Source organism: Amycolatopsis tolypomycina (assembly GCF_900105945.1).
Taxonomy (GTDB): Bacteria; Actinomycetota; Actinomycetes; order Mycobacteriales; family Pseudonocardiaceae; genus Amycolatopsis; species Amycolatopsis tolypomycina.
Map to the genome: position 1 here is coordinate 342,742 of NZ_FNSO01000004.1, position 19,181 is coordinate 361,922.

Genomic DNA, 19,181 nt, shown 5'->3' on the forward strand with positions numbered 1-19,181 from the left:
CTGGGTCATAGAAATGAGCCCAGATGCACTGGGCAACTCGACCATAGTAACTACTGCGTTCGAGGGCCCCGGCACCGGGTCGATACGCTGCCTCGGACCGGTCAGGAGGTTACGGGGTGCGGGTGCTGGACGCGGCGGCGGTGTCCGCCTGGGCTGCGGGTTGCGTGCGCAGTCTCGCGAGCCTGCGGCCGGCCATCGACGAGATCAACGTCTACCCCGTCGCCGATTCCGACACCGGCTCCAACATGCTCTTCACGATGACCGGCGCGGCCCGGGAACTCTCCGAAGCCACCCCGGAAACCGCGGACGAGGCGCTGAAGATCCTCGCGCGCGGCGCGGTCGCCTCGGCCAAGGGCAACTCCGGCGTGATCCTTTCCCAGGTAGTGCGCGGGCTGGCCGACCGCGCCGAAGGCGACCTGGACGGTCCCTGGCTCGCGGACGCCCTGGGGCACGCCGACGAGGTCGCCACCGGTGCCGTCAGCCGCCCGGTCGCCGGGACGATCCTCACCGTCCTGCACGCCGTCGCCCTCGCCGTGCGCGGCGACACCCGAACGCTCGACGAAGTGGCCGAAGCAGCCGCGAAAGAGGCCGCGCACGCCCTCGAAAAGACGCCCGAGCAGCTGCCCGCGCTGGCCAGGGCCGGGGTCGTCGACGCCGGGGCACGCGGCCTGGTCGCCGTGCTCGACGCGCTGGTCGGGGTGCTCACCGGTGCGCCGGTCGAGCAGGAACACCCCCTCGAAGTGCACGCGCACGCCCACGACGAGGTCTACGCCTGGGAGGTCATGTACCTCCTGGACGGCGTCGACGAGGCGAGCCTGCCGACCCTGCGCAAGGAGCTGAGCGGCCTCGGCGACAGCGTCACGGTGGCCGGCGACGGTTCGGGCAGCCACGCCGTGCACGTCCACTGCGCCGACATCGGCGCCGCCATCGAGGCCGGGCTCGCCCTCGGCCGCCCGCGCAGGATCCGGGTCGAACCGCTGCTCACGCCGACGCCGATCGAGCCGGGCGGCGGGATCGACCGCACGGTCGTCGCCGTCGTCCACGGCGGCGCGCTGGCCGAGCTGCTGCGTGCCGAAAGCATCCCGGTGCTCGCCGTGCCCGAGGGCGCGACGCCGAGCGTCGAGGACATGATCGGCCTGCTCAACGAGGCCGCCGGGCAGCAGGTGACCGTGCTGCCGGGCAGCGTCGCGCTCACCGCCGCGGCCGACACCGCCGCCGGGCACGCGATGGCCGCCGACCGGGACGTCGTGGTCATCCCGTGCGCCTCGCCGGTGCAGGTGCTGGCCGCCCTCGCCGTGCACGACGCCGGGCGCCGCACCAACGACGACGTCGTCGCGATGGCCGAAGCGGCCGCCGCCACCAGGCGTGGCGAACTGCGGATCGCCCAGGAGGAGTCGCTAACCTGGGTGGGCCGGGCCCAGTCCGGTGACGTGGTCGGCCTGGTCGACGACGAGGTGGTGCTGATCGAGCCCGCGCCCGCGTCCGAGACGAACCTGGTCGCGGCCGCGATGAAGGTGCTGAACCGGATGCTGGCGCTCGGCGGCGAGCTGGTGACGGTGCTGAGCGGGGCGGCGGCTCCGCCGGGGGTCGCCGAGGAGCTCGCCGAGCAGCTGCGGGTGGAGCACCCGGAGGTGGAACTGGCCGGCTACGCCAGCGGCCAGACCGGCGCCGTTCTGCTGATGGGAGTCGAATAGCGAGATGGCCGGACTGCGCGACAAGCTGCCGCTGCTGCTGGGCGCCAAGACGGCGAAGGCGCTCGCCACGTCGTTGGACATCGAGACGGTCAGCGACCTGCTGCGCCACTACCCGCGCCGCTACGCCGAGCGTGGCGAGCTCACCGACATCCACGGCCTCGAGCTGGGCGAGCACGCCACCGTGCTGGCCCGCATCGAAAAGGTGAGCAAGCGGCGGATGAAGGCACGCAACGGGACCATCCTCGACATGGTCATCACCGACGGGAAACGCCGGCTGACCTGCGCGTTCTTCAACCAGGCCTGGCGGGAGAAGGACCTCGTCCCCGGCAAGACCGGCCTCTTCGCCGGCAAGGTGTCGGCGTTTCGTGACACCCTGCAGCTGACCAACCCCGAGTACGAGCTGTTCGACGCCGAGAACGAAGCCGAGGCGATGGACAACTTCCTCGCCGCGATCATCCCGGTCTACCCGGCGGCGCAGGGCATGCCGACCTGGTCGATCGCCAAGTGCGTGCGGCAGGTCCTCGACGTCCTCGAGGTCGACGAGGACCCGATGCCCGCCGAACTGCGTCGGCTGCACAAGCTGGCCGACCTCGACAACGCCCTGCGCGGCATCCACCGCCCGGAGAACTGGGCGCACCTGGAGGCGTCGAAGAAGCGGCTCAAGTGGGACGAGGCCATGGCCGTCCAGCTGATCTTCGCGCAGCGGCGGCACTCGGCCATCTCGCGGCCGGCGCAGGCCAACCCGCACGTCAGCGGCGGCCTTCTGGAGGCCTTCGACAAGCGGCTGCCGTTCGACCTCACCGCGGGCCAGCGCGGGATCGGCGACGAGATCGCCGCGGACCTCGCGTCCGAGCACCCGATGAACCGGCTGCTCCAGGGCGAGGTCGGCTCGGGCAAGACGGTCGTCGCGCTGCGGGCGATGCTGCAGGTCGTCGACAACCGGCGGCAGGCCGCGATGCTGGCCCCGACCGAGGTACTGGCGGCGCAGCACGCGCGGTCGCTGCGGGAGATGCTCGGCGACCTCGGCCAGGCGGGCGAGCTGGGCGCGGCGGAGAACGCGACGAAGGTCACGCTGCTCACCGGGTCGATGGGCGCGAAGGAACGCAAGAAGTCGCTGCTGGAGATCGTCAGCGGCGAGGCGGGCATCGTCGTCGGCACGCACGCGCTGATCCAGGACCACGTCGAGTTCGCCGACCTCGGCCTCGCCGTCGTCGACGAGCAGCACCGCTTCGGCGTCGAGCAGCGGGACGCGCTGCGCACCCGCGGGTCCGGCGACACCAGCCCGCACGTGCTCGTCATGACCGCGACGCCGATCCCGCGCACGGTCGCGATGACCGTGTACGGCGACCTGGAGGTGTCGGCGCTGCGCGAGATGCCGGTCGGGCGGTCGCCGATCGCCACCACGGTCGTGCCGGTCGCCGAGAAGCCGGCCTGGTTCGAGCGGATCTGGCAGCGGGTGCGCGAAGAGGTCGGCAAGGGGCACCAGGCGTACGTCGTCTGCCCGCGGATCGGCGACGAGCCGCCGTCGGACAAGAGCGACAAGCGGCCGCCGCTCGCGGTCCTCGAAGTCGCCCCCGAGCTGGAGCACGGCCCGCTGCAGGGCCTGAAGATCGGTGTCCTGCACGGCCGGATGCCCCCTGATGACAAGGACGCCGTGATGCGCGCGTTCTCGGCGGCCCAACTGGACGTCCTCGTGGCCACGACGGTGATCGAGGTCGGCGTGAACGTGCCGAACGCCACCGCGATGGTGATCATGGACGCCGACCGGTTCGGCGTCAGCCAGCTGCACCAGCTGCGCGGGCGTGTCGGCCGGGGCAGCGTGCCGGGGCTGTGCCTGCTGGTCACCGAGACCCTCGACGGCACGGCGACCCGCGAACGGCTGGCGGCGGTCGAGTCCACGACGGACGGCTTCGAGCTGTCGCGCCTCGACCTCGAGCTGCGCCGCGAAGGCGACATCCTCGGCGCGGCGCAGTCGGGGAAGCGGTCCACGCTCAAGCTGCTGTCGCTGCTGCGCGACGAGGACGTCATCGCCGCGTCCCGGGCCCTGGCGCAGGAGCTCGTCACGCAGGACCCGGAGCTGAAGAAGTACCGCGGCCTGGCCCAGATGGTCGCCGACGTCGTCGACGTCGACCGCGCGGAATACCTGGAGAAGAGCTGATCCGCTCAGCCACGGTCGCCGATGCCCCGGCGATCGGCGAGGTCCACGTGCGGTCCTGGCAGGCGACGTACGCCGGGCTCATCTCGGCGGACTTCCTGGCCGGGCTCTCGGCGGAGTCGCGTGCGGCGTCCTGGGCGCGGCGCATCGGCGACGGCGTACCGGTGCTGGTCACGGAGGCCGACGGTGCCGTCGTCGGGTTCGCCTCGTACGGGCCCGGGCAGCTCTACGCGCTCTATCTGCTGCCGGAGCACTGGGGCCGCGGCCTCGGCCGGGAGCTGCACGACCGGGTCGTCGAAGAGCTGCCCGGCGACCGCGCGATCCTGTGGGTGCTCGCGACGAACGACCGCGCGAAGGCGTTCTACCTGCGGCAGGGCTGGGTGGACGACGGCGAGGCCACGACCGAGACGATCGACGGCGTCACCCTCGATGTGGTGCGGTTCAGCCGTCGGCTGCGGTGAACACGCCGGCTTTCGCGGCGGCCGCGGCGGCTTTCGCGGCCATGTCGGCGTCGTGTGGTGTGACGCCTTCCCGGGAGACGAACAGCCGGTAGAAGATCGGCCCGCAGGCCACCCGGACCACCTCGACGGCGTCCGTGCCGGGCGAGACCTCGCCGCGCTCGATCGCCCGGTGCACGGCGGCGGCCGAGCGGGCGTGGCGGTCGACGTAGAACTCCTGCAGGGCGTCGGCGGCGCGCGCGGAGAGGAACGCGGCCGAGATCGACGCCGTGGGGAGCTCCCGCTCGCCCGGCGTGGTGAAGTAGCGCACCAGCTCGAGGTTGATCCCGCGCAGGTCGCCTTCGAGCGAACCGGTGTCCGGCGCCGTCCACTCCTGCTCGGTGCCCATCAGCAGGGCCGCCGCGACCAGGCCTTCGGCGGACTCCCAGCGGCGGTACAGCGTCGTCTTGTGCACGCCGGAGCGCTCGGCGACCGCCTCGACGGTCAGCTCCGCGTACCCGCGTTCGCCGAGCAGCTCCAGCGTGGCGTTCAGCGCGGCGAGGCGGGTCCGCTCGGTGCGGCCGCCCGGGCGCTTCGTCCCGGAAATCTCGGTTGCCAACTGCTACTCCTGTTGCGTTAGTGTGCTCAGTATGCCAGAACCCGTCACCGTCGCTGCCCTCGCCGACCTGATCGGCGACGCCGAAGTGGTCGCCATCGGCGAGAACAACCATCACATCCGCGAGTTCGGCGCGTTGCGCGACCGCCTCCTGCGTCACCTCGTCACCGAGCGCGGCTTCACGGTGCTCGGGTTCGAAGGCGGCTTTCCGGAGGGGCACCTGGTCGACGCGTGGCTGCAGGGCGGGCCGGGCGAGGTCGCCGACATCGCCCGCGACGGCTTCACCTTCGGCCTCGGCGACTCGGCCGAGGTGCACGAGATGCTGACGTGGCTGCGCGGCCGGGGCGTCCGGTTCTCCGGGCTCGACGTGCCGAGCTCGGCGGGCTCGCCGGTGCCGGCGCTGCAGGCGTTGCGGGCGGAGGTGCTGCGTGTGGACCCGGCCAATGTGTCCCTTGTGGACAAGGCGCTGGCGGCGTGCGAGCCGTATGCCTCGGTGAGCAGCGCGGTGGCGCCCGGCCGGTACGGGGAGATGACCCCGGAAGCGCGGGATGCCGCGACGGCGGCGTTGACCGTCCTCAAGGGACACGTGGAGTCCCTCGGTTACGGCGCGGTGGCTGCGCACCACGCCGAGGGCGCCCTGCGCGTCGACCTGTACCTGCGAGAACTGGCGGCGCTGATGGCGGGCCGGGCGCCCGAGCCGCAGAGTTCGTCGCGGGACACGTACATGGCGGCCACCGTGCGGCTGCTGCGGCGGCAGTTCCCCGGCGAGAAGATCGTGCTGATGATCCACAACGGACACCTGCAGCGCGTCCCGTTCTCGCCGATGCCGGGCATGACGGCGCCGTCGGCGGGCACGCACCTGGCCGCGGAGCTGGGGGAGCGCTATTTCGCGCTCGCGTTGACCGCCGTCTCCGGGACGACGACCGGGCTGGCGCCCGACCCGGATTTCCCGCTGGGGTTCCGGATGTTCGAGCAGGCCCTCGAAGAACCGGTTTCCGGGAGTGTCGAAGCGGTGCTGGCTTCGCGGGCGCCGTGCGTGGTCGCGAAACCGGCGGCGTCGGGCATCCGGCACGCGCACATGACGGTGTCGGTCGACGTCGCTTCGGCGTTCGACGCGGTGGTGTGCCTGGAAAAGCAGGAAACGATTTTCGGGGGCCGCGCCGAATAGGTGTGCCCGTTCGGCTGATTGCCGCAGTGCCCGAGGTGGGCGTTTCCTACCGGTATGGCCGGGCGGAGGCGGGCGCTAATCGTCGCCAACGGCGAGTACGACAACGCGGGGCTGCAGCGGCTGGGCTCCCCCGCGGCGGACGCCGACGCCCTGGCCGCGGTGCTCGGCGACCGGGCGATCAGCGACTTCGAGGTGTGCGTGGTGCGGAACGAGACCGCCCACGTCGTCCAGGCGGAGATCGAGGACCTCTGCCTCGAGGGCAGACCCGAGGACGTCCTCCTGCTGCACTTTTCGTGCCACGGCCTGAAGGACGACGCGGGCGGGCTGTACTTCGCCGCCCGCAACACGCGCCCGGACCGCCTGCGGTCGACGGCCGTGTCCGCGGAGTTCGTGCAGCAGTGCCTCCGGCAGAGCCGGTCCCGCAGCATCGTGCTGCTGCTGGACTGCTGTTACGGAGGAGCGTTCGGCCGAGGGGTGGCGGTCCGCGCCTCGGGCGAGGCGAACGTCCTCGACAGCTTCCGCGGCGGCCGCGGCCGCGCGGTCATCACGGCGTCGAACTCGATCGAGTACGCGTTCGAGGGGGCGACACTGGCCTCGGACGAGCCGGCCCGCCCATCGGTGTTCACGTCGGCGCTGGTGGAGGGCCTGCGCACGGGCGAAGCGGACCGCGACGAGGACGGCTGGATCGCGCTGGGCGAGCTGTACGAGTACTTGTTCGACCGCGTCCGCGAGCGCAACCCGAAGCAGACACCGAGCCGCGACATCGAGATGCAGGGCGAGCTGTACCTGGCAAAGAGCCGAAGGCGCCGCATCAAGCCATCCCCGACCCCACCGGACCTGGCGGCGGCGATCGGGGCGGAGAACCCGTTCACCAGGCTCGGCGCGGTGGCGGAGTTGAGGCGTCGGCTGTCGAGCGCGAACCTCCCGGTGGCGGTGGGCGCGTTCGAGGCCCTGCGAGCCATGGCATCGACGGACATCGAGCACGTGGCCGCGGCGGCATCGGACGCGCTGGCGTTCGCGGTGGTGCGGGTGGACGTGTCATCGGTGCGCCTGTCGGCTCCGGCCGGGGAATCGACATCGGCGTCCCTGCGGGTTCTGGGGCCGCCGGTGGCGCGGGAGGTGCGGTTCGAGGCTTCGCACCCGTGGATCACGGTGACGGAGGTTGCGGGAGGAGCTTCCCTTTCGGTGACGGCGGGCGAGCCGGGGATGCGGCGCGGGAACGTCGTGGTGAGCGGGCCGACCGGGGACGCCGTGGTGGCGGTGGAGATCGAGGCGCTGCCGGAGCCGGTTGTCGAGCCGGAGGTGGCTGAACCGGAGCCGGCTGCGGGGCCGGTTGGTGCGGCCGGGGCGGAGCCGGCCGGGGTGGCCGGGCCGGAGCTTGCTGTGGGGGTGGGGCGGGTTGGTGGGGCCGAGGCGGAGCTGGCCGGGGTGGCTGGGCCGGAGCTTGCTGTGGGGGTGGGGCCAGCCGGGGTGGCCGGGCCGGAGCCTGCCGCGGGGGCGGGGCCGGTTGGTGCGGCCGAGGCGGAGCCGGCCGGGGTGGCCGGGCCGGAGCCTGCTGCGGAGCGGGCGCGTGAGCCGGGCTCGGCGCGCGAGCCGGAGGTGCACCCGCCCGAGCCGGAGTCTGCGGCTGAGGCGGGGCCGGTTGGTGCGGCCAGGGCGGAGCCTGCCGGGGCGGCCGAGCCGGTGCCTGCCGCGGGGCGGGAACGTGAGCCAGGCTCAGGGCCCGAGCCGGGGGTGCGGCGGCCCGAGCCGGAGCCGGCTGCCGGGGCGCGGCCAATTGGAGGGGCCGGAGCGAAGCCGGCCGGGGTGGCCGAGCCGGTGCCCGCCGCGGAGCGGGAGCGTGAGCCGGAACTCGCTGGAGCGCAGTCGGTGTCCGCGGCGCGAACCACCCAGCCCGGCGCCGTGGATCCCGTCGGCGGGTTCGCCGGGGTGGCCGCGATCGCCGGCTCGGTGTTCGCCGTGGTCGGGCTGTCGCTCAAATACCGCTGGGACAGCTACACCCTCGCCGAATACCACCCCGGCATGGAGTACTACGTCGGGCTCGTCGCCGCGTGTGCGCTGCTCGCCGGGCTGCTGACCCTCGCGCCGCGAACACGCACGCGAACCGGCCCCGCCCTGCTGGCCGGCGTGGGGCTGGCCGCGCTGTTCGGGCTGGCACGGTTCGTCGGCGAGAGCATCACCCTGTCCACCGCTTCGGCCGACGGACCGGCCGGCGGGATCACGCTCGCCGCGTTCGCCACGGCCTCCGAATCCTCCTCGGGCACCGGGCTGAACGCCGGCTTCACCTTCCTCCTCCTCGCGCACATCGCGTGGGCGCTCGCCGGGGCCTGTGCGCTGGTGGCCCTGCGCCGGGACTCCGCCGTCGCGCTGCGTGCCGGGCCGGTGCGCGGATGGGCGGCCTGGCTGGCGATCGTGCTGGGCGTGCTGGCCGGCGCCGGGTGGATCGCCCAGCTCGCGGAGCTGGCCACCTACGACGCCGCCAACGCCGGTCGCAACGCCGCCTACTACGTCCTGGGTGCGCTGCTGGCCGTCCTCGTTCCCGTCGTCGCCGTGGTGCTGAACCCGCGTCCGGTCGGCTGGGCGGTGCTGGCCACGGGCGTCGCCGGCCTGGCCGGAGTGCTGGGGCCGACCTTCGCCGTGCTCGTGGACTACTCGTCCCTGACCTACGCCGGGCAGGTGATCGCCGTGTCGGCGCTCGTGCTGCTGGCGATCGACACCGTCGTCCTCGGCGTCCGGAATCAGCCGATCGGGCGACAGTCCTGAGTTGTCACCCGATCACCACCGGGGTACCACGACGATCATGAAGATGCTTCTCACGGCCGCGGCGGTCGTCCTCGCCGGACCGGCGGCGGCCGGTGGAGTGCAGCCGGATCCGCCCAGCTGGGGGCTGGACCGGATAGACCAGCGGACCGGCCTCGACCACAGCTACCACTACGCGAGCGACGGGTCGGGCGTCACGATCTACGTGATCGACAGCGGCGTCGACGCGAAGCACCCCGACTTCCAGGGCCGCGTCGCGCCGGGACGGGACTTCCTCAACGGCGGCGCCGACACCACGGACACCAACGGCCACGGCACCCGCCTCGCCGGCATCGCCGCGGGCAAGGACTACGGCGTGGCGAAGGGCGCGCAGATCGTCCCGGTGCGGGTGCTCGACTCCGGCGGCGGCGGCGCGACCGACCAGATCATCGCCGGGATCGACTGGGTGGCGCAGAACGCCCAGCAGCCGGCGGTCGCGCTCCTCGGCATCGGCGGCGTGCTGAACGACCAGCTCGACGCCGCGGTGAAGCGGCTGGCGACGGTGATGCCGATCGCGGTCCCGGCCGGCAGCGAAACGGCCGACGCAGGCGGCTTCTCCCCGGGCCGCGTGCCCGAGGCCCTGACGGTGGCGGCGTCCGACGCCCAGGACCGGCCGGACAAGTCGTCGAACTCCGGCCAGGACGTCGACCTGTACGCCCCGGGCACGGAAATCCCGTCCCCGATCGCGGGCGGCACGACGGCGGGCCCGGAATCGGGCACCTCGGTGGCGGCGGCGTTCGCGGCCGGCGTGGCCGCGCTGTACCGGGCGCAGCACCCGGAGGAAACGCCGGCCCAGGTGGACGAGGCCCTGGTCCGCGCGGCCACGCCCGACGTGCTCAAGGGGGTGCCGGATGGCACGGCCAACCGCCTGCTTTACGCACCGCCGGGCACGTGAGTGGGCGGTTGTCCACAATGCGGTGGGGGTGTGGATAGCGGGTCTGATCTGCGGCTTTGCGGGCTGGTTTGTCGGGGAGGGCCGATAGACTGGAGCTGGGACCGGCCCCCTTGGGAGGGCGGGTGATGTTTGCGGGCCTGGGCGTTGCTTGCAGGCTCGGGCAGTGCTTGCGGCCCGCGTGCTTGCGGGCCTGGGCGGTTCTCGCGGGCTCGGCGGTGCTTGCGGGCCCGGCGGTGCTTGCGGGCCCGGCGGTGCTTGCGGGTCCGGCGGTGCTTGCGGGTCCGGACAGTGTTTGCGGGCCCTCGTGCTTGCAGGCCTGGGCGGCGTCTGCGGCCCCGCGGTGCTTGCAGGCCCGGGCAGTGCTTTCAAGCCCGGCCAACCGGTTGCTTTACCCACCGCCGGGCGCGCGAGGCGGCGGGTTGTCCACAATGCGGCTGGGCTGTGGACACCCTGCCTGATCTGCGGCTTTGCGGGCGGGTTCGTCGGGGAGGCCCGATAGACTGGAACTGGGACCGGCCCCCTTGGGAGGGTGGGCGCTGCTGCCGGGCCCGAGCGATACTCGCCGGACCAGACTCTGCTTGCAACCCCGGCCACCCACATACCCCCACGCCGCTGGCGCCCAAGGCCCGCCTGCGGAAAGCTGACCCCGGAGGAGGTGCGCGCCACGCCAACCCTCGTTCGACCTCGCCGAACTACTCCACCAAAAGCCGAGAACGCCCGAACCCGCTGCGAACGCGATGGCTTCCACGTGCAGGTCGTCGACCTCGGGAAGACGATGGCCGTCACCTTGGAACACCGCCCGGACCGTATCCGGCTGCTCACGCGCCGAGGCGTTGTCGGAGAGTGCCACCAGGGGTGACCACCGAACCTCCTGGTCCGCATGATGTCCATCACCCGGGACTCAACTCCCGCAGAGCGGGAAAAACCGGGTAACGTGCGTTGACTTACCGATCCAAGAGGGAAGGACCGGGCATGTTCCGCAAGGTTCTGGTGGCCAACCGCGGGGAGATCGCGATCCGGGCGTTCCGCGCCGGCTACGAACTCGGTGCCGGCACGGTTGCCGTGTTTCCGCACGAAGACCGCAACTCGCTGCACCGGCTGAAGGCCGACGAGGCGTACGAGATCGGCGAACCCGGTCACCCCGTGCGCGCCTACCTCTCGGTCGACGAGATCGTCGCCGCGGCCAAAAAAGCCAAGGCCGACGCCGTCTACCCCGGCTATGGCTTCCTCTCCGAGAACCCCGATCTCGCGCGCGCGTGCGAAGAGGCCGGCATCACCTTCGTCGGGCCGAGCGCCGAGATCCTCGAACTCACCGGGAACAAGGCCCGCGCCGTCAAGGCCGCGCGCGAGGCCGGCGTGCCCGTGCTCGGGTCGTCCGAACCCTCGCACGACGTCGACGCCCTGGTCGCGGCCGCCGACGAGCTCGGCTTTCCCGTCTTCGTCAAGGCCGTCGCCGGGGGTGGTGGGCGCGGTATGCGCCGGGTCGAGGACCCCGCGCTGCTGCGCGAGTCCATCGAAGCCGCCGCGCGGGAGGCCGAGTCCGCCTTCGGCGATCCCACCGTCTTCCTCGAGAAGGCCGTTGTCGAGCCGCGGCACATCGAGGTGCAGATCCTCGCCGATGGCGAAGGCAACGTCATCCACCTCTTCGAGCGCGACTGCTCCGTGCAGCGGCGCCACCAGAAGGTCGTCGAGCTCGCCCCCGCGCCGAACCTCGACCCCGAGCTGCGCGACCGCATCTGCGCCGACGCCGTCAAGTTCGCCCGGCAGATCGGCTACCGCAACGCCGGCACCGTCGAGTTCCTGCTCGACAAGCGCGGCAACCACGTCTTCATCGAGATGAACCCGCGCATCCAGGTCGAGCACACGGTCACCGAAGAGGTCACCGACGTCGACCTCGTGCAGTCCCAGCTGCGGATCGCCTCCGGCGAGACCCTCGCGGACCTCGGCCTGAGCCAGGACAAGATCTACCTGCGCGGCGCCGCCCTGCAGTGCCGCATCACCACCGAAGACCCGGCCAACGGCTTCCGCCCGGACACCGGCATGATCTCCGCCTACCGCTCGCCGGGCGGCTCCGGCATCCGGCTCGACGGCGGCACCGCCTTCTCCGGCACCGAGATCAGCGCCCACTTCGACTCGCTGCTGGTCAAGCTCACCTGCCGCGGCCGCGACTTCAAGACCGCCGTCGGCCGCGCGCGCCGCGCCGTCGCCGAGTTCCGGATCCGCGGGGTCGCCACGAACATCCCGTTCCTGCAGGCCGTCCTCGACGACCCGGACTTCCGCGCCGGGCGCGTCACGACGTCGTTCATCGAGGAGCGGCCGCAGCTGCTCACCGCGCGGCAGTCCGCCGACCGCGGCACGCGGCTGCTGACCTACCTCGCCGACCAGACGGTCAACAAGCCCCACGGCGAGCGCCCGAAGACCCCGGACGCCACACTGAAGCTGCCGAAGCTCCCGAAGGACGCCCAGCCGGCGCCGGGCTCGAAGCAGAAGCTCGTCGAACTCGGCCCGGCCGGGTTCGCCGAGTGGCTGCGGTCCTCGCCGCACATCGGCGTCACCGACACGACCTTCCGCGACGCGCACCAGTCGCTGCTCGCCACCCGCGTCCGGTCGAAGGACCTCCTCGCCGTGGCGCCGGTCGTCGCGAACACGCTGCCCGAGCTGCTGTCGCTGGAGTGCTGGGGCGGCGCGACCTACGACGTCGCGCTGCGGTTCCTCGCCGAAGACCCGTGGGAGCGGCTCGCCGCGCTGCGCGAGGCCGTGCCGAACATCTGCCTCCAGATGCTGCTGCGCGGGCGCAACACCGTCGGGTACACGCCGTACCCGACCGAGGTGACCACCGCGTTCGTCCAGGAGGCGACGAAGACCGGCATCGACATCTTCCGGATCTTCGACGCGCTCAACGACGTCGAGCAGATGCGCCCGGCCATCGAAGCCGTGCGCGAGACCGGGACGGCGGTCGCCGAGGTGGCGCTCTGCTACACCTCCGACCTGTCCGACCCGGGCGAAAAGCTCTACACGCTCGACTACTACCTCAAGCTGGCCGAGCAGATCGTCGGCGCCGGGGCGCACGTCCTGGCGATCAAGGACATGGCCGGGCTGCTGCGCGCGCCCGCGGCGACCAAGCTGGTCACCGCGCTGCGCAAGGAGTTCGACCTGCCGGTGCACATCCACACCCACGACACCGCGGGCGGCCAGCTGGCCACCTACCTCGCGGCGATCAACGCGGGCGCGGACGCCGTCGACGGCGCGGTGTCGTCGATGGCGGGCACGACGTCGCAGCCGTCGCTGTCCTCGATCGTGGCGGCCACCGACCACTCCGCCCGCACCACCGGGCTGGACCTGCGGGCGATCGGCGACCTGGAGCCGTACTGGGAGAGCGTGCGCAAGATCTACGCGCCGTTCGAGGCCGGGCTCGCGTCGCCGACCGGGCGCGTCTACGACCACGAAATCCCCGGCGGGCAGCTGTCGAACCTGCGCACGCAGGCCATCGCGCTGGGCCTGGGCGACCGGTTCGAGGACATCGAGGCGATGTACGCGGCCGCGGACAAGATCCTCGGGCACCTGGTGAAGGTGACGCCGTCGTCGAAGGTCGTCGGCGACCTCGCGCTGCACCTGGTCGGTGCCGGCGTCTCCCCGGCCGACTTCGAGGCGGAGCCGAACAAGTTCGACATCCCCGACTCGGTGATCGGCTTCCTGCGCGGCGAGCTGGGCGACCCGCCCGGCGGCTGGCCGGAGCCGTTCCGCACCAAGGCCCTCGAAGGCCGCGCGGCGGCGAAGCCGGTCGTCGAACTGTCCGAAGAGGACCGTGCGGCCCTGGCCGCCGAACCGCGCCGGACGCTCAACCGGCTCCTGTTCCCCGGGCCGACGAAGGAGTTCGAGGCGCACCGCGAGGCCTACGGCGACACGTCGGTGCTGCCCAGCAAGGACTTCTTCTACGGGCTGCGGCCGGGGGAGGAGCACCAGGTCGACCTCGAGCCGGGCGTTCGGCTGCTCATCGAGCTGGAAGCCATCGGCGAGGCCGACGAGCGCGGCGTGCGCACGGTGATGTCGACGCTCAACGGCCAGCTGCGCCCGATCCAGATCCGCGACCGCTCGATCGCCTCGGACATCCCGGCGACCGAGAAGGCGGAGAAGGGCAACCCGAAGCAGGTCGCGGCGCCGTTCGCGGGCGTGGTGACGCTGCAGGTCGCGGAGGGCGACACGGTCGAGGCCGGGGCGACGGTCGCCACGATCGAGGCGATGAAGATGGAGGCCTCGATCACGGCGTCGGCCGGCGGCAAGGTGGGCAGGCTGGCGATCACGAACGTCCAGCAGGTCGAGGGCGGTGACCTGCTGCTGGTCCTGGAGTGAACCGGATGTCATGAAAGAGTCGTTCATGACGCCGGACGTCATGAAAGGGTCGTTCATGACGTTGCCGGCCCGCGATACGCTCGGCGGATGCTGATCAACGCCGTACCGCAACGACAGGGCGCGGTGGGGCCGCGCGCGGCGGAGCTGCCGGACGGTTGTGTGGCCCTCTCCGAGCTGGCCGGGCACGTGCTCGGCCGGCCGGTGCACCACGTCCGGCAGACGCGGGCAGTGTCCGAAGTGGACCGTGGGATCGCGTCCCGCGCGATGCTGACGGGCCCGAACCGCGCGGCCCAGCTGGCCGCCCTGGAGGCCCCGGGCGGCCCGGTCCTGACGATCGGCGGCGACTGCGGCGTCGAGCTGGTCCCGATCGGCGTCGCGCGGTTCAGGCACGGACCGGAGCTGGGGGTCGCGTGGTTCGACGCCCACCCGGACCTGAACACGGCTTCGTCGTCACCATCCGGGGCGTTCCACGGCATGGTGCTGCGCTCCCTCTTCGGCGAGGGCGACCCGGAGTTCGCGGCCGACCCGGCTTTGGCGCCAGGGAAGGTGGCGCTGGCCGGGACGAGGGCGTTCGACCCGGAGGAACGGGCGGCGGTGGCGCGGGGCCTGGCGGTGACGTCCGTGGACGCGCTGGCGGGCGTGGAGAAGCTGTACGTGCACGTGGACCTGGACGTGCTGGACCCGGCCGAGTTCGCGGGCCAGAACTACCCGGAACCGGACGGCTGGACGATCGCGCGGCTGGTGTCGGAGCTGGACGCACTGGCCCGGTTCGAGGTCGTGGGCGCGGGGATCACGGAGTGCGTGGGGACGCCGCGCGAGGTCGAGGTCCTGGAACCGGTGGTCGCCGCGGTGGGCCGGCTGCTCGTGAGTGACAAGGCTGGTTGAACCCGCTTTACCACTCACGACCCGTAGGCCGCGCGGACCGCCTTCACCGCCGTCCCCAGATCCGCGCCGAGGTCCCGGGCCTGCGCCGCGAACTCGGCCGCGGCCGCCGCCAGCAGGGCCTCGCGGTCCAAGCTGCCCGGCGGGACCGTCACCACCGTGCCGCGGGCGCGGGCCGTTGCCACCCAGCCCGCCGCCTCCAGCTCGCGGTAGGCGCGGGCGACCGTTCCCGACGCCAGGCCCAGGTCCCGGGCCAGCTGGCGGATCGGCGGCAGCCTCGTCCCCTCCGGCAACGCGCCCGCCGTCACCGCGCGGATCACCTGGTCGTGCACCTGCCGCCACGGCGCTATGCCGTTCTCCGTGTCGACGACGATCTTCACGCCGCTGCCGGCCGGTGCTTGGCCGGGGCGGTCACCGCCAGGAATGCCGCCAGGCCCGCCACCACCGCCAGGAACGACGTGAAGTCGCCCGCCGGCCAGCCGATCGCCGTGCAGGCGCCGATGCCCAGGCCGATCGCCACGCGTGCGCTGCGGGCGCGCAGTGCCACGTCGGCGCGCGCCGCACCCGAGGGTGGGCGGCGCACCGCCAGCAGGGTGATCGCCGCGCTGACCAGCGCCGTGCCCGCGGCCACCGCCAGCAGCCGCCACTGCGCCGTCAGGGCCAGGTGCAGCAGGGAACCCGCGGCCGCCAGCCCGCCCAGCACCAGGATCCACGCCGGGACCACGCCCAGCAGCGTGCGCGGTGCCAGCTCGGCCTCGCGGCGCGGGCCGCGGGCCGGGCGCTGCGCCAGCAGCTCGGCGATCAGGCCGCCCAGCAGCAGGGTGGCGAGGATCGTGCCCGGTCCGCCGTCGTCGAGCAGCGGCGGGATCGCCAGGAACAGCCACGGGTACCAGAGCCGGCGCCGCTTGAGGTAGCGGACGGCGAGCGCCACCTCTCCGGCGTCGGGCCCGGGCACGCCCCACCGCTCCAGCAAGCGCTTACCGTGTTTCTCGCCCGGCCAGAGCACGATCAGGATCGCCAGCCCGAGCAAGCCCGTCAGCAGAGCGACCCAGAGCACGTTGTCCCACGCCATGCGGTTCCTCCTCGGCTTGTATCAACCACATGATACAAGATTCGGGCGTAACCGCAGCGCGACCGGGTCGTTGAGGGTTCGCCCGTTCGTACGCACGTGAGCGTGCAGTCGGCGGGACACTTGTCACCTGATCGCAGGCAAGTGGCGGAAAATTGTCAAAGCGATGACAATAAATCGGTTTTCCTTCACGGGTGTGACACGTTTGGCGTTAGTTTTTCGATGTGTCGGTTGTCACCCCGCAACAGGCGCGGGGTGCCCGGCCGCGGGGTGCCCGCGACCGGTGTCCCGGGGCGGAGCGAAGGAGCTGCGATGTCGGTGGAGCGCGGATTCGATCACGCTGCGCCGCCACCCGCCGCCGCACTGCCGCGCAAGCTGGCCGACATCCTGCGGCCGGAACTGGCGAGCCTCGCTGCTGAAATCGTCGAAGAAATCCGCGCGACCATCCCGGCCTACGCGCGTCCGCTCGACGGGCCGTACGGCAAGTCGATCCGGGCCGGCGTCGAATACGCGATCACGCTGTTCGTCGCGCAGATCGCCGACCCGACGGTCTCGAAAGAACAGTCCCACGAGGTGCACCACCGCCTGGGGCAGAACGAAATGCGCGAGGGCCGCAGCCTCGACACGCTGCAGTCGGCCTACCGCGTGGGCGCGCGGGTGTCGTGGCGGCGCATCATGCGCGTCGGACGGCGCAGCGGCCTTTCCTCGGCGGTGATGTCCCAGCTGGCCGACGCGATGCTGGCGTTCATGGACGAGCTCGCGTCCGTCGCGCTCGACGGCTACCTGGAGGCGAAGGCGCGCACGGCGGGCGCGCTGGACACCTGGCGCCGCAAGCTGCTCCACCTGATCCTCGAGACGCCGCCGGCGTCCCCGAAAGCGATTGCCGAGCTGGCCCAGCTGATCGGCTGGCCGGTGCCGTCCGACGCGACGCCGGTGGCGGTCTGCCCGGCCGGCGGCGTCGCCCCGGCCCGGCGGCACGCGGGGCTGGACGCGGACGTCCTCGCCGAACTCGACACACCGGACCCGAAACTGGTCGTCCCCGGCGAGCTGAGCAGCGCCCGCCTGGCGGCCCTGCAGGTGGCACTGCCGGACTGCCGCCTGGCGATCGGCCCGTGCGTCCCGCTGGCCTCGGTCGCGGATTCCCTGCGCTGGGCCCGCAACGCCCTCCAGCTGGCCGAGCGCGGCGTCCTGGCGGCGCGCCCGGTGCTGCGCGCGGAGGAGCACCTGGCGACGCTGCTGGTCAACTCCGACACGGGTTTGGTGGGCACGCTGCGGCACCGGCTGTTCGCGCCGCTGGCGGACATGACGGGCAAGCAGCAGGAGCGGCTCCTGGAGACGCTGCGGGCGTGGCTGGACAGCCAGGGCAACGTGGTGGAGATCGCGGAGCGCCTTGGCGTGCACCCGCAGACGGTCCGCTACCGCATGCGCCAGCTGCAGGCGACGTTCGGCGACAGCCTGAAGGACCCGGCGGCGCGGTTCGAGATGGAGCTGGCGCTGCGAGCCGGCGCGACGCCGTTGCCGTTGCGGTACCCGGTGAGCGAGCTGCTGCCGTCGCAGCGGTCGGGTGGTTCGCATCCACAGTGGACGCCGCGGTAGCCGGGACCGCACCGGCCCCGGCCACCGCGGCGATCACGGGACGTCGGCCTGCCAGGAAGCGTCCGCGGCGTAGCCGTTCGGGGTGTCGTAGGGGTGGCTGCCGCCGGTGTCCGCCGCCCAGACTCCGGTGCTGTGCTGGCGCAGGAACCTTCCCCGGGCGCTGTAGGACTCCAGCGTGACGCCGGTGCCGGACAACCCCGCCTTCGAACACCAGGTGACGTCCGCGTGGAACCCGTCGGTCCCGTCGGACGGGGCGAGCACGGCGCGCAGGCCCTGCTGCCGCAGGTAGTACTCGGGATGGGCCACCGATTCGAAGGAGTGGCAGCTCGCGTCGGCCTTGCCGGGCACGATCCGCCAAGCCGTGTCGGTTCCGGCGCCCGCACCGACGACGGCGTCGGTCAGGCCCCGCAGGTACCAGCCCGGCGCGCCGGGGCTCTGCGAGCGGAGGGACTGGACGAGGGCAGTGTCCTCGTACTGGCCCAGGCGCAGGAACCGCGCGACGTCGTTGTCGGTGCCGGCCATGGCGGCGTTCGCCCCGGCGACCAGCGCGGGATGCACCCGGCTCTGCTCGGCGCGCGTCCGCAGTTCGAACAGCAGCCGCCGGTCCGCTTCGCCCTTCTTCCGGATCCAGATGAGCCAGTCCTGCAGGGCCGCGCTGTGGATGCCGGTCTCGATGTAGGCCCGCAGCTGCGCGGGGTCGAACGTCCGCAGCGCCCGTTCGGCCGCGGCCTGCACCTCGGTGCCCGCCTTGGCCGCCTGCCAGAGGTCCAGCACGAAGTTCACGTCCGGTTCGACGAGCTGGCCTTCGGTGGGCACGAAGACGACCAGCGCGGCGGCGCGGATCCGGGCGTTCCGCGCCGCGTCAGCCGCCTTCTGCGCGGCCTCCTTGGTGGCGTCGGCGTCGATCAGGTCCTGCTGGTCGGCTGCACGGGCGGTGAAGATGCCGGTGAGGATGAAGTCCTTCTGCGCGGCGGCGTCGCCCTGGTAGGCCGCCAGCGCCGCGGCCTTCAGCTTCGGCCCGGAAGCGTGCTCCCACATGGCGAAGGCGAACTCCTGGTCGCTCTGGATGAGCAGCACCGGCGACGCGACGATTTCGTTGACCAGCGCCGCCCGCTGCTTGGCCTCCCGGGCCACCCGCGCGGCTTCGGCGTCCCGCTGGATGCGGGCCTGGTCGCGGGCGTTGGCGTCGCGGACCCCGGTCTTGATCCACTGCGTCCATTCCGGCTGGGTGCCGGCGTAGGCGAGTTCGGCCGACGCCCGCACCTCCGTGCCGGTCGCCCGCTGCCACAACGCGAACACGAAGTTCCGGTCGGTCAGGATCAGCAGGTCGGGGCTCGCGACCACGCCGATCTCCTGCGCGGCCCGGACTTTGTCGTCCTGGGTGGCGCTGCGCGGCGTGTCCGCCGTGGCCGCGGCTTCCGCCCGCGGCGGGAGGACCGGGGCCACGGTCCCGAGCAGCGCGAGGGCCGCGGCGCCCGCCGCCAGCCTCAGCCGGGTTCTGCCTGTCATCGTCGGCTCCT

General features: G+C 72.6%; 13 protein-coding genes. 9 read left to right on the forward strand and 4 right to left on the reverse strand.

The window, feature by feature from the left end; genetic code table 11:
* Positions 1 to 116 precede the first annotated feature (116 nt).
* The 3 genes from BLW76_RS12220 to BLW76_RS12230 are packed head-to-tail and all read left to right on the forward strand — an operon-like array spanning position 117 to position 4,310.
* Positions 117 to 1,694, forward strand: coding sequence for a DAK2 domain-containing protein (locus tag BLW76_RS12220; RefSeq protein ID WP_091306373.1), 1,578 nt, complete (start codon positions 117 to 119; stop codon positions 1,692 to 1,694).
* Between the two features lie 4 nt (positions 1,695 to 1,698).
* Entirely contained in the window at positions 1,699 to 3,852 is a 2,154-nt protein-coding gene (recG, locus tag BLW76_RS12225; protein ID WP_091306374.1) for an ATP-dependent DNA helicase RecG, read from the forward strand.
* A 47-nt stretch (positions 3,853 to 3,899) separates the two neighbouring features.
* Entirely contained in the window at positions 3,900 to 4,310 is a 411-nt protein-coding gene (locus BLW76_RS12230; RefSeq protein WP_244170141.1) for a GNAT family N-acetyltransferase, read from the forward strand.
* Here BLW76_RS12230 and BLW76_RS12235 read toward each other — a convergent pair.
* On the reverse strand, positions 4,291 to 4,905 hold the full coding sequence (locus BLW76_RS12235) for a TetR/AcrR family transcriptional regulator (protein WP_091306376.1): 615 nt from the start codon (positions 4,903 to 4,905) through the stop codon (positions 4,291 to 4,293). The two genes, BLW76_RS12230 and BLW76_RS12235, sit on opposite strands and share 20 nt — an antisense overlap.
* 31 nt (positions 4,906 to 4,936) lie before the next feature.
* Here BLW76_RS12235 and BLW76_RS12240 point away from each other — a divergent pair, with 31 nt between their 5' ends.
* The 5 genes from BLW76_RS12240 to BLW76_RS12270 all read left to right on the forward strand — a co-directional run bounded on the left by BLW76_RS12240 (position 4,937) and on the right by BLW76_RS12270 (position 14,999).
* A complete protein-coding gene (locus BLW76_RS12240; protein WP_091306377.1) occupies positions 4,937 to 6,070 on the forward strand; it encodes an erythromycin esterase family protein in 1,134 nt (377 codons plus the stop codon).
* 54 nt (positions 6,071 to 6,124) lie between these two features.
* Positions 6,125 to 8,833, forward strand: a complete 2,709-nt coding sequence (locus tag BLW76_RS50420) for a caspase, EACC1-associated type (RefSeq protein ID WP_279627680.1) — start codon at positions 6,125 to 6,127, stop codon at positions 8,831 to 8,833.
* Between the two features lie 37 nt (positions 8,834 to 8,870).
* Complete coding sequence (locus BLW76_RS12250) at positions 8,871 to 9,764, forward strand: S8 family peptidase (protein ID WP_244170142.1); 894 nt, start codon at positions 8,871 to 8,873, stop codon at positions 9,762 to 9,764.
* Between the two features lie 972 nt (positions 9,765 to 10,736).
* Positions 10,737 to 14,114, forward strand: coding sequence for a pyruvate carboxylase (locus tag BLW76_RS12265; RefSeq protein WP_091306380.1), 3,378 nt, complete (start codon positions 10,737 to 10,739; stop codon positions 14,112 to 14,114).
* An 87-nt stretch (positions 14,115 to 14,201) separates the two neighbouring features.
* Positions 14,202 to 14,999, forward strand: coding sequence for an arginase family protein (locus tag BLW76_RS12270; protein WP_091306382.1), 798 nt, complete (start codon positions 14,202 to 14,204; stop codon positions 14,997 to 14,999).
* A gap of 14 nt (positions 15,000 to 15,013) precedes the next feature.
* Here BLW76_RS12270 and BLW76_RS12275 read toward each other — a convergent pair whose 3' ends face one another.
* Complete coding sequence (locus BLW76_RS12275) at positions 15,014 to 15,376, reverse strand: GntR family transcriptional regulator (protein WP_091306384.1); 363 nt, start codon at positions 15,374 to 15,376, stop codon at positions 15,014 to 15,016.
* Positions 15,373 to 16,068: a hypothetical protein gene (locus BLW76_RS12280; protein ID WP_091306385.1), complete on the reverse strand. Its 696-nt coding sequence runs from the start codon at positions 16,066 to 16,068 to the stop codon at positions 15,373 to 15,375. Before BLW76_RS12280 ends, BLW76_RS12275 begins: the two co-directional genes overlap by 4 nt.
* A gap of 309 nt (positions 16,069 to 16,377) precedes the next feature.
* Here BLW76_RS12280 and BLW76_RS12285 point away from each other — a divergent pair, with 309 nt between their 5' ends.
* Positions 16,378 to 17,661 (forward strand): PucR family transcriptional regulator, encoded by a 1,284-nt coding sequence (locus BLW76_RS12285; protein WP_091306387.1) that lies wholly within the window; start codon positions 16,378 to 16,380, stop codon positions 17,659 to 17,661.
* A 33-nt stretch (positions 17,662 to 17,694) separates the two neighbouring features.
* Here BLW76_RS12285 and BLW76_RS12290 read toward each other — a convergent pair whose 3' ends face one another.
* On the reverse strand, positions 17,695 to 19,170 hold the full coding sequence (locus tag BLW76_RS12290; protein WP_091306389.1) for an AbfB domain-containing protein: 1,476 nt from the start codon (positions 19,168 to 19,170) through the stop codon (positions 17,695 to 17,697).
* Positions 19,171 to 19,181 lie beyond the last annotated feature (11 nt).

Excerpts from the sequence above, each read along its gene's own strand:
- BLW76_RS12240 (WP_091306377.1), top strand. The coding sequence starts at position 4,937 with ATGCCAGAACCCGTCACCGTCGCTGCCCTCGCCGACCTGATCGGCGAC.
- BLW76_RS12280 (WP_091306385.1), bottom strand. The coding sequence starts at position 16,068 with ATGGCGTGGGACAACGTGCTCTGGGTCGCTCTGCTGACGGGCTTGCTC.
- BLW76_RS12265 (WP_091306380.1), top strand. The coding sequence starts at position 10,737 with ATGTTCCGCAAGGTTCTGGTGGCCAACCGCGGGGAGATCGCGATCCGG.
- BLW76_RS12285 (WP_091306387.1), top strand. The coding sequence starts at position 16,378 with ATGTCGGTGGAGCGCGGATTCGATCACGCTGCGCCGCCACCCGCCGCC.
- BLW76_RS12270 (WP_091306382.1), top strand. The coding sequence starts at position 14,202 with ATGCTGATCAACGCCGTACCGCAACGACAGGGCGCGGTGGGGCCGCGC.
- recG (WP_091306374.1), top strand. The coding sequence starts at position 1,699 with ATGGCCGGACTGCGCGACAAGCTGCCGCTGCTGCTGGGCGCCAAGACG.
- BLW76_RS50420 (WP_279627680.1), top strand. The coding sequence starts at position 6,125 with ATGGCCGGGCGGAGGCGGGCGCTAATCGTCGCCAACGGCGAGTACGAC.
- BLW76_RS12250 (WP_244170142.1), top strand. The coding sequence starts at position 8,871 with ATGAAGATGCTTCTCACGGCCGCGGCGGTCGTCCTCGCCGGACCGGCG.
- BLW76_RS12290 (WP_091306389.1), bottom strand. The coding sequence starts at position 19,170 with ATGACAGGCAGAACCCGGCTGAGGCTGGCGGCGGGCGCCGCGGCCCTC.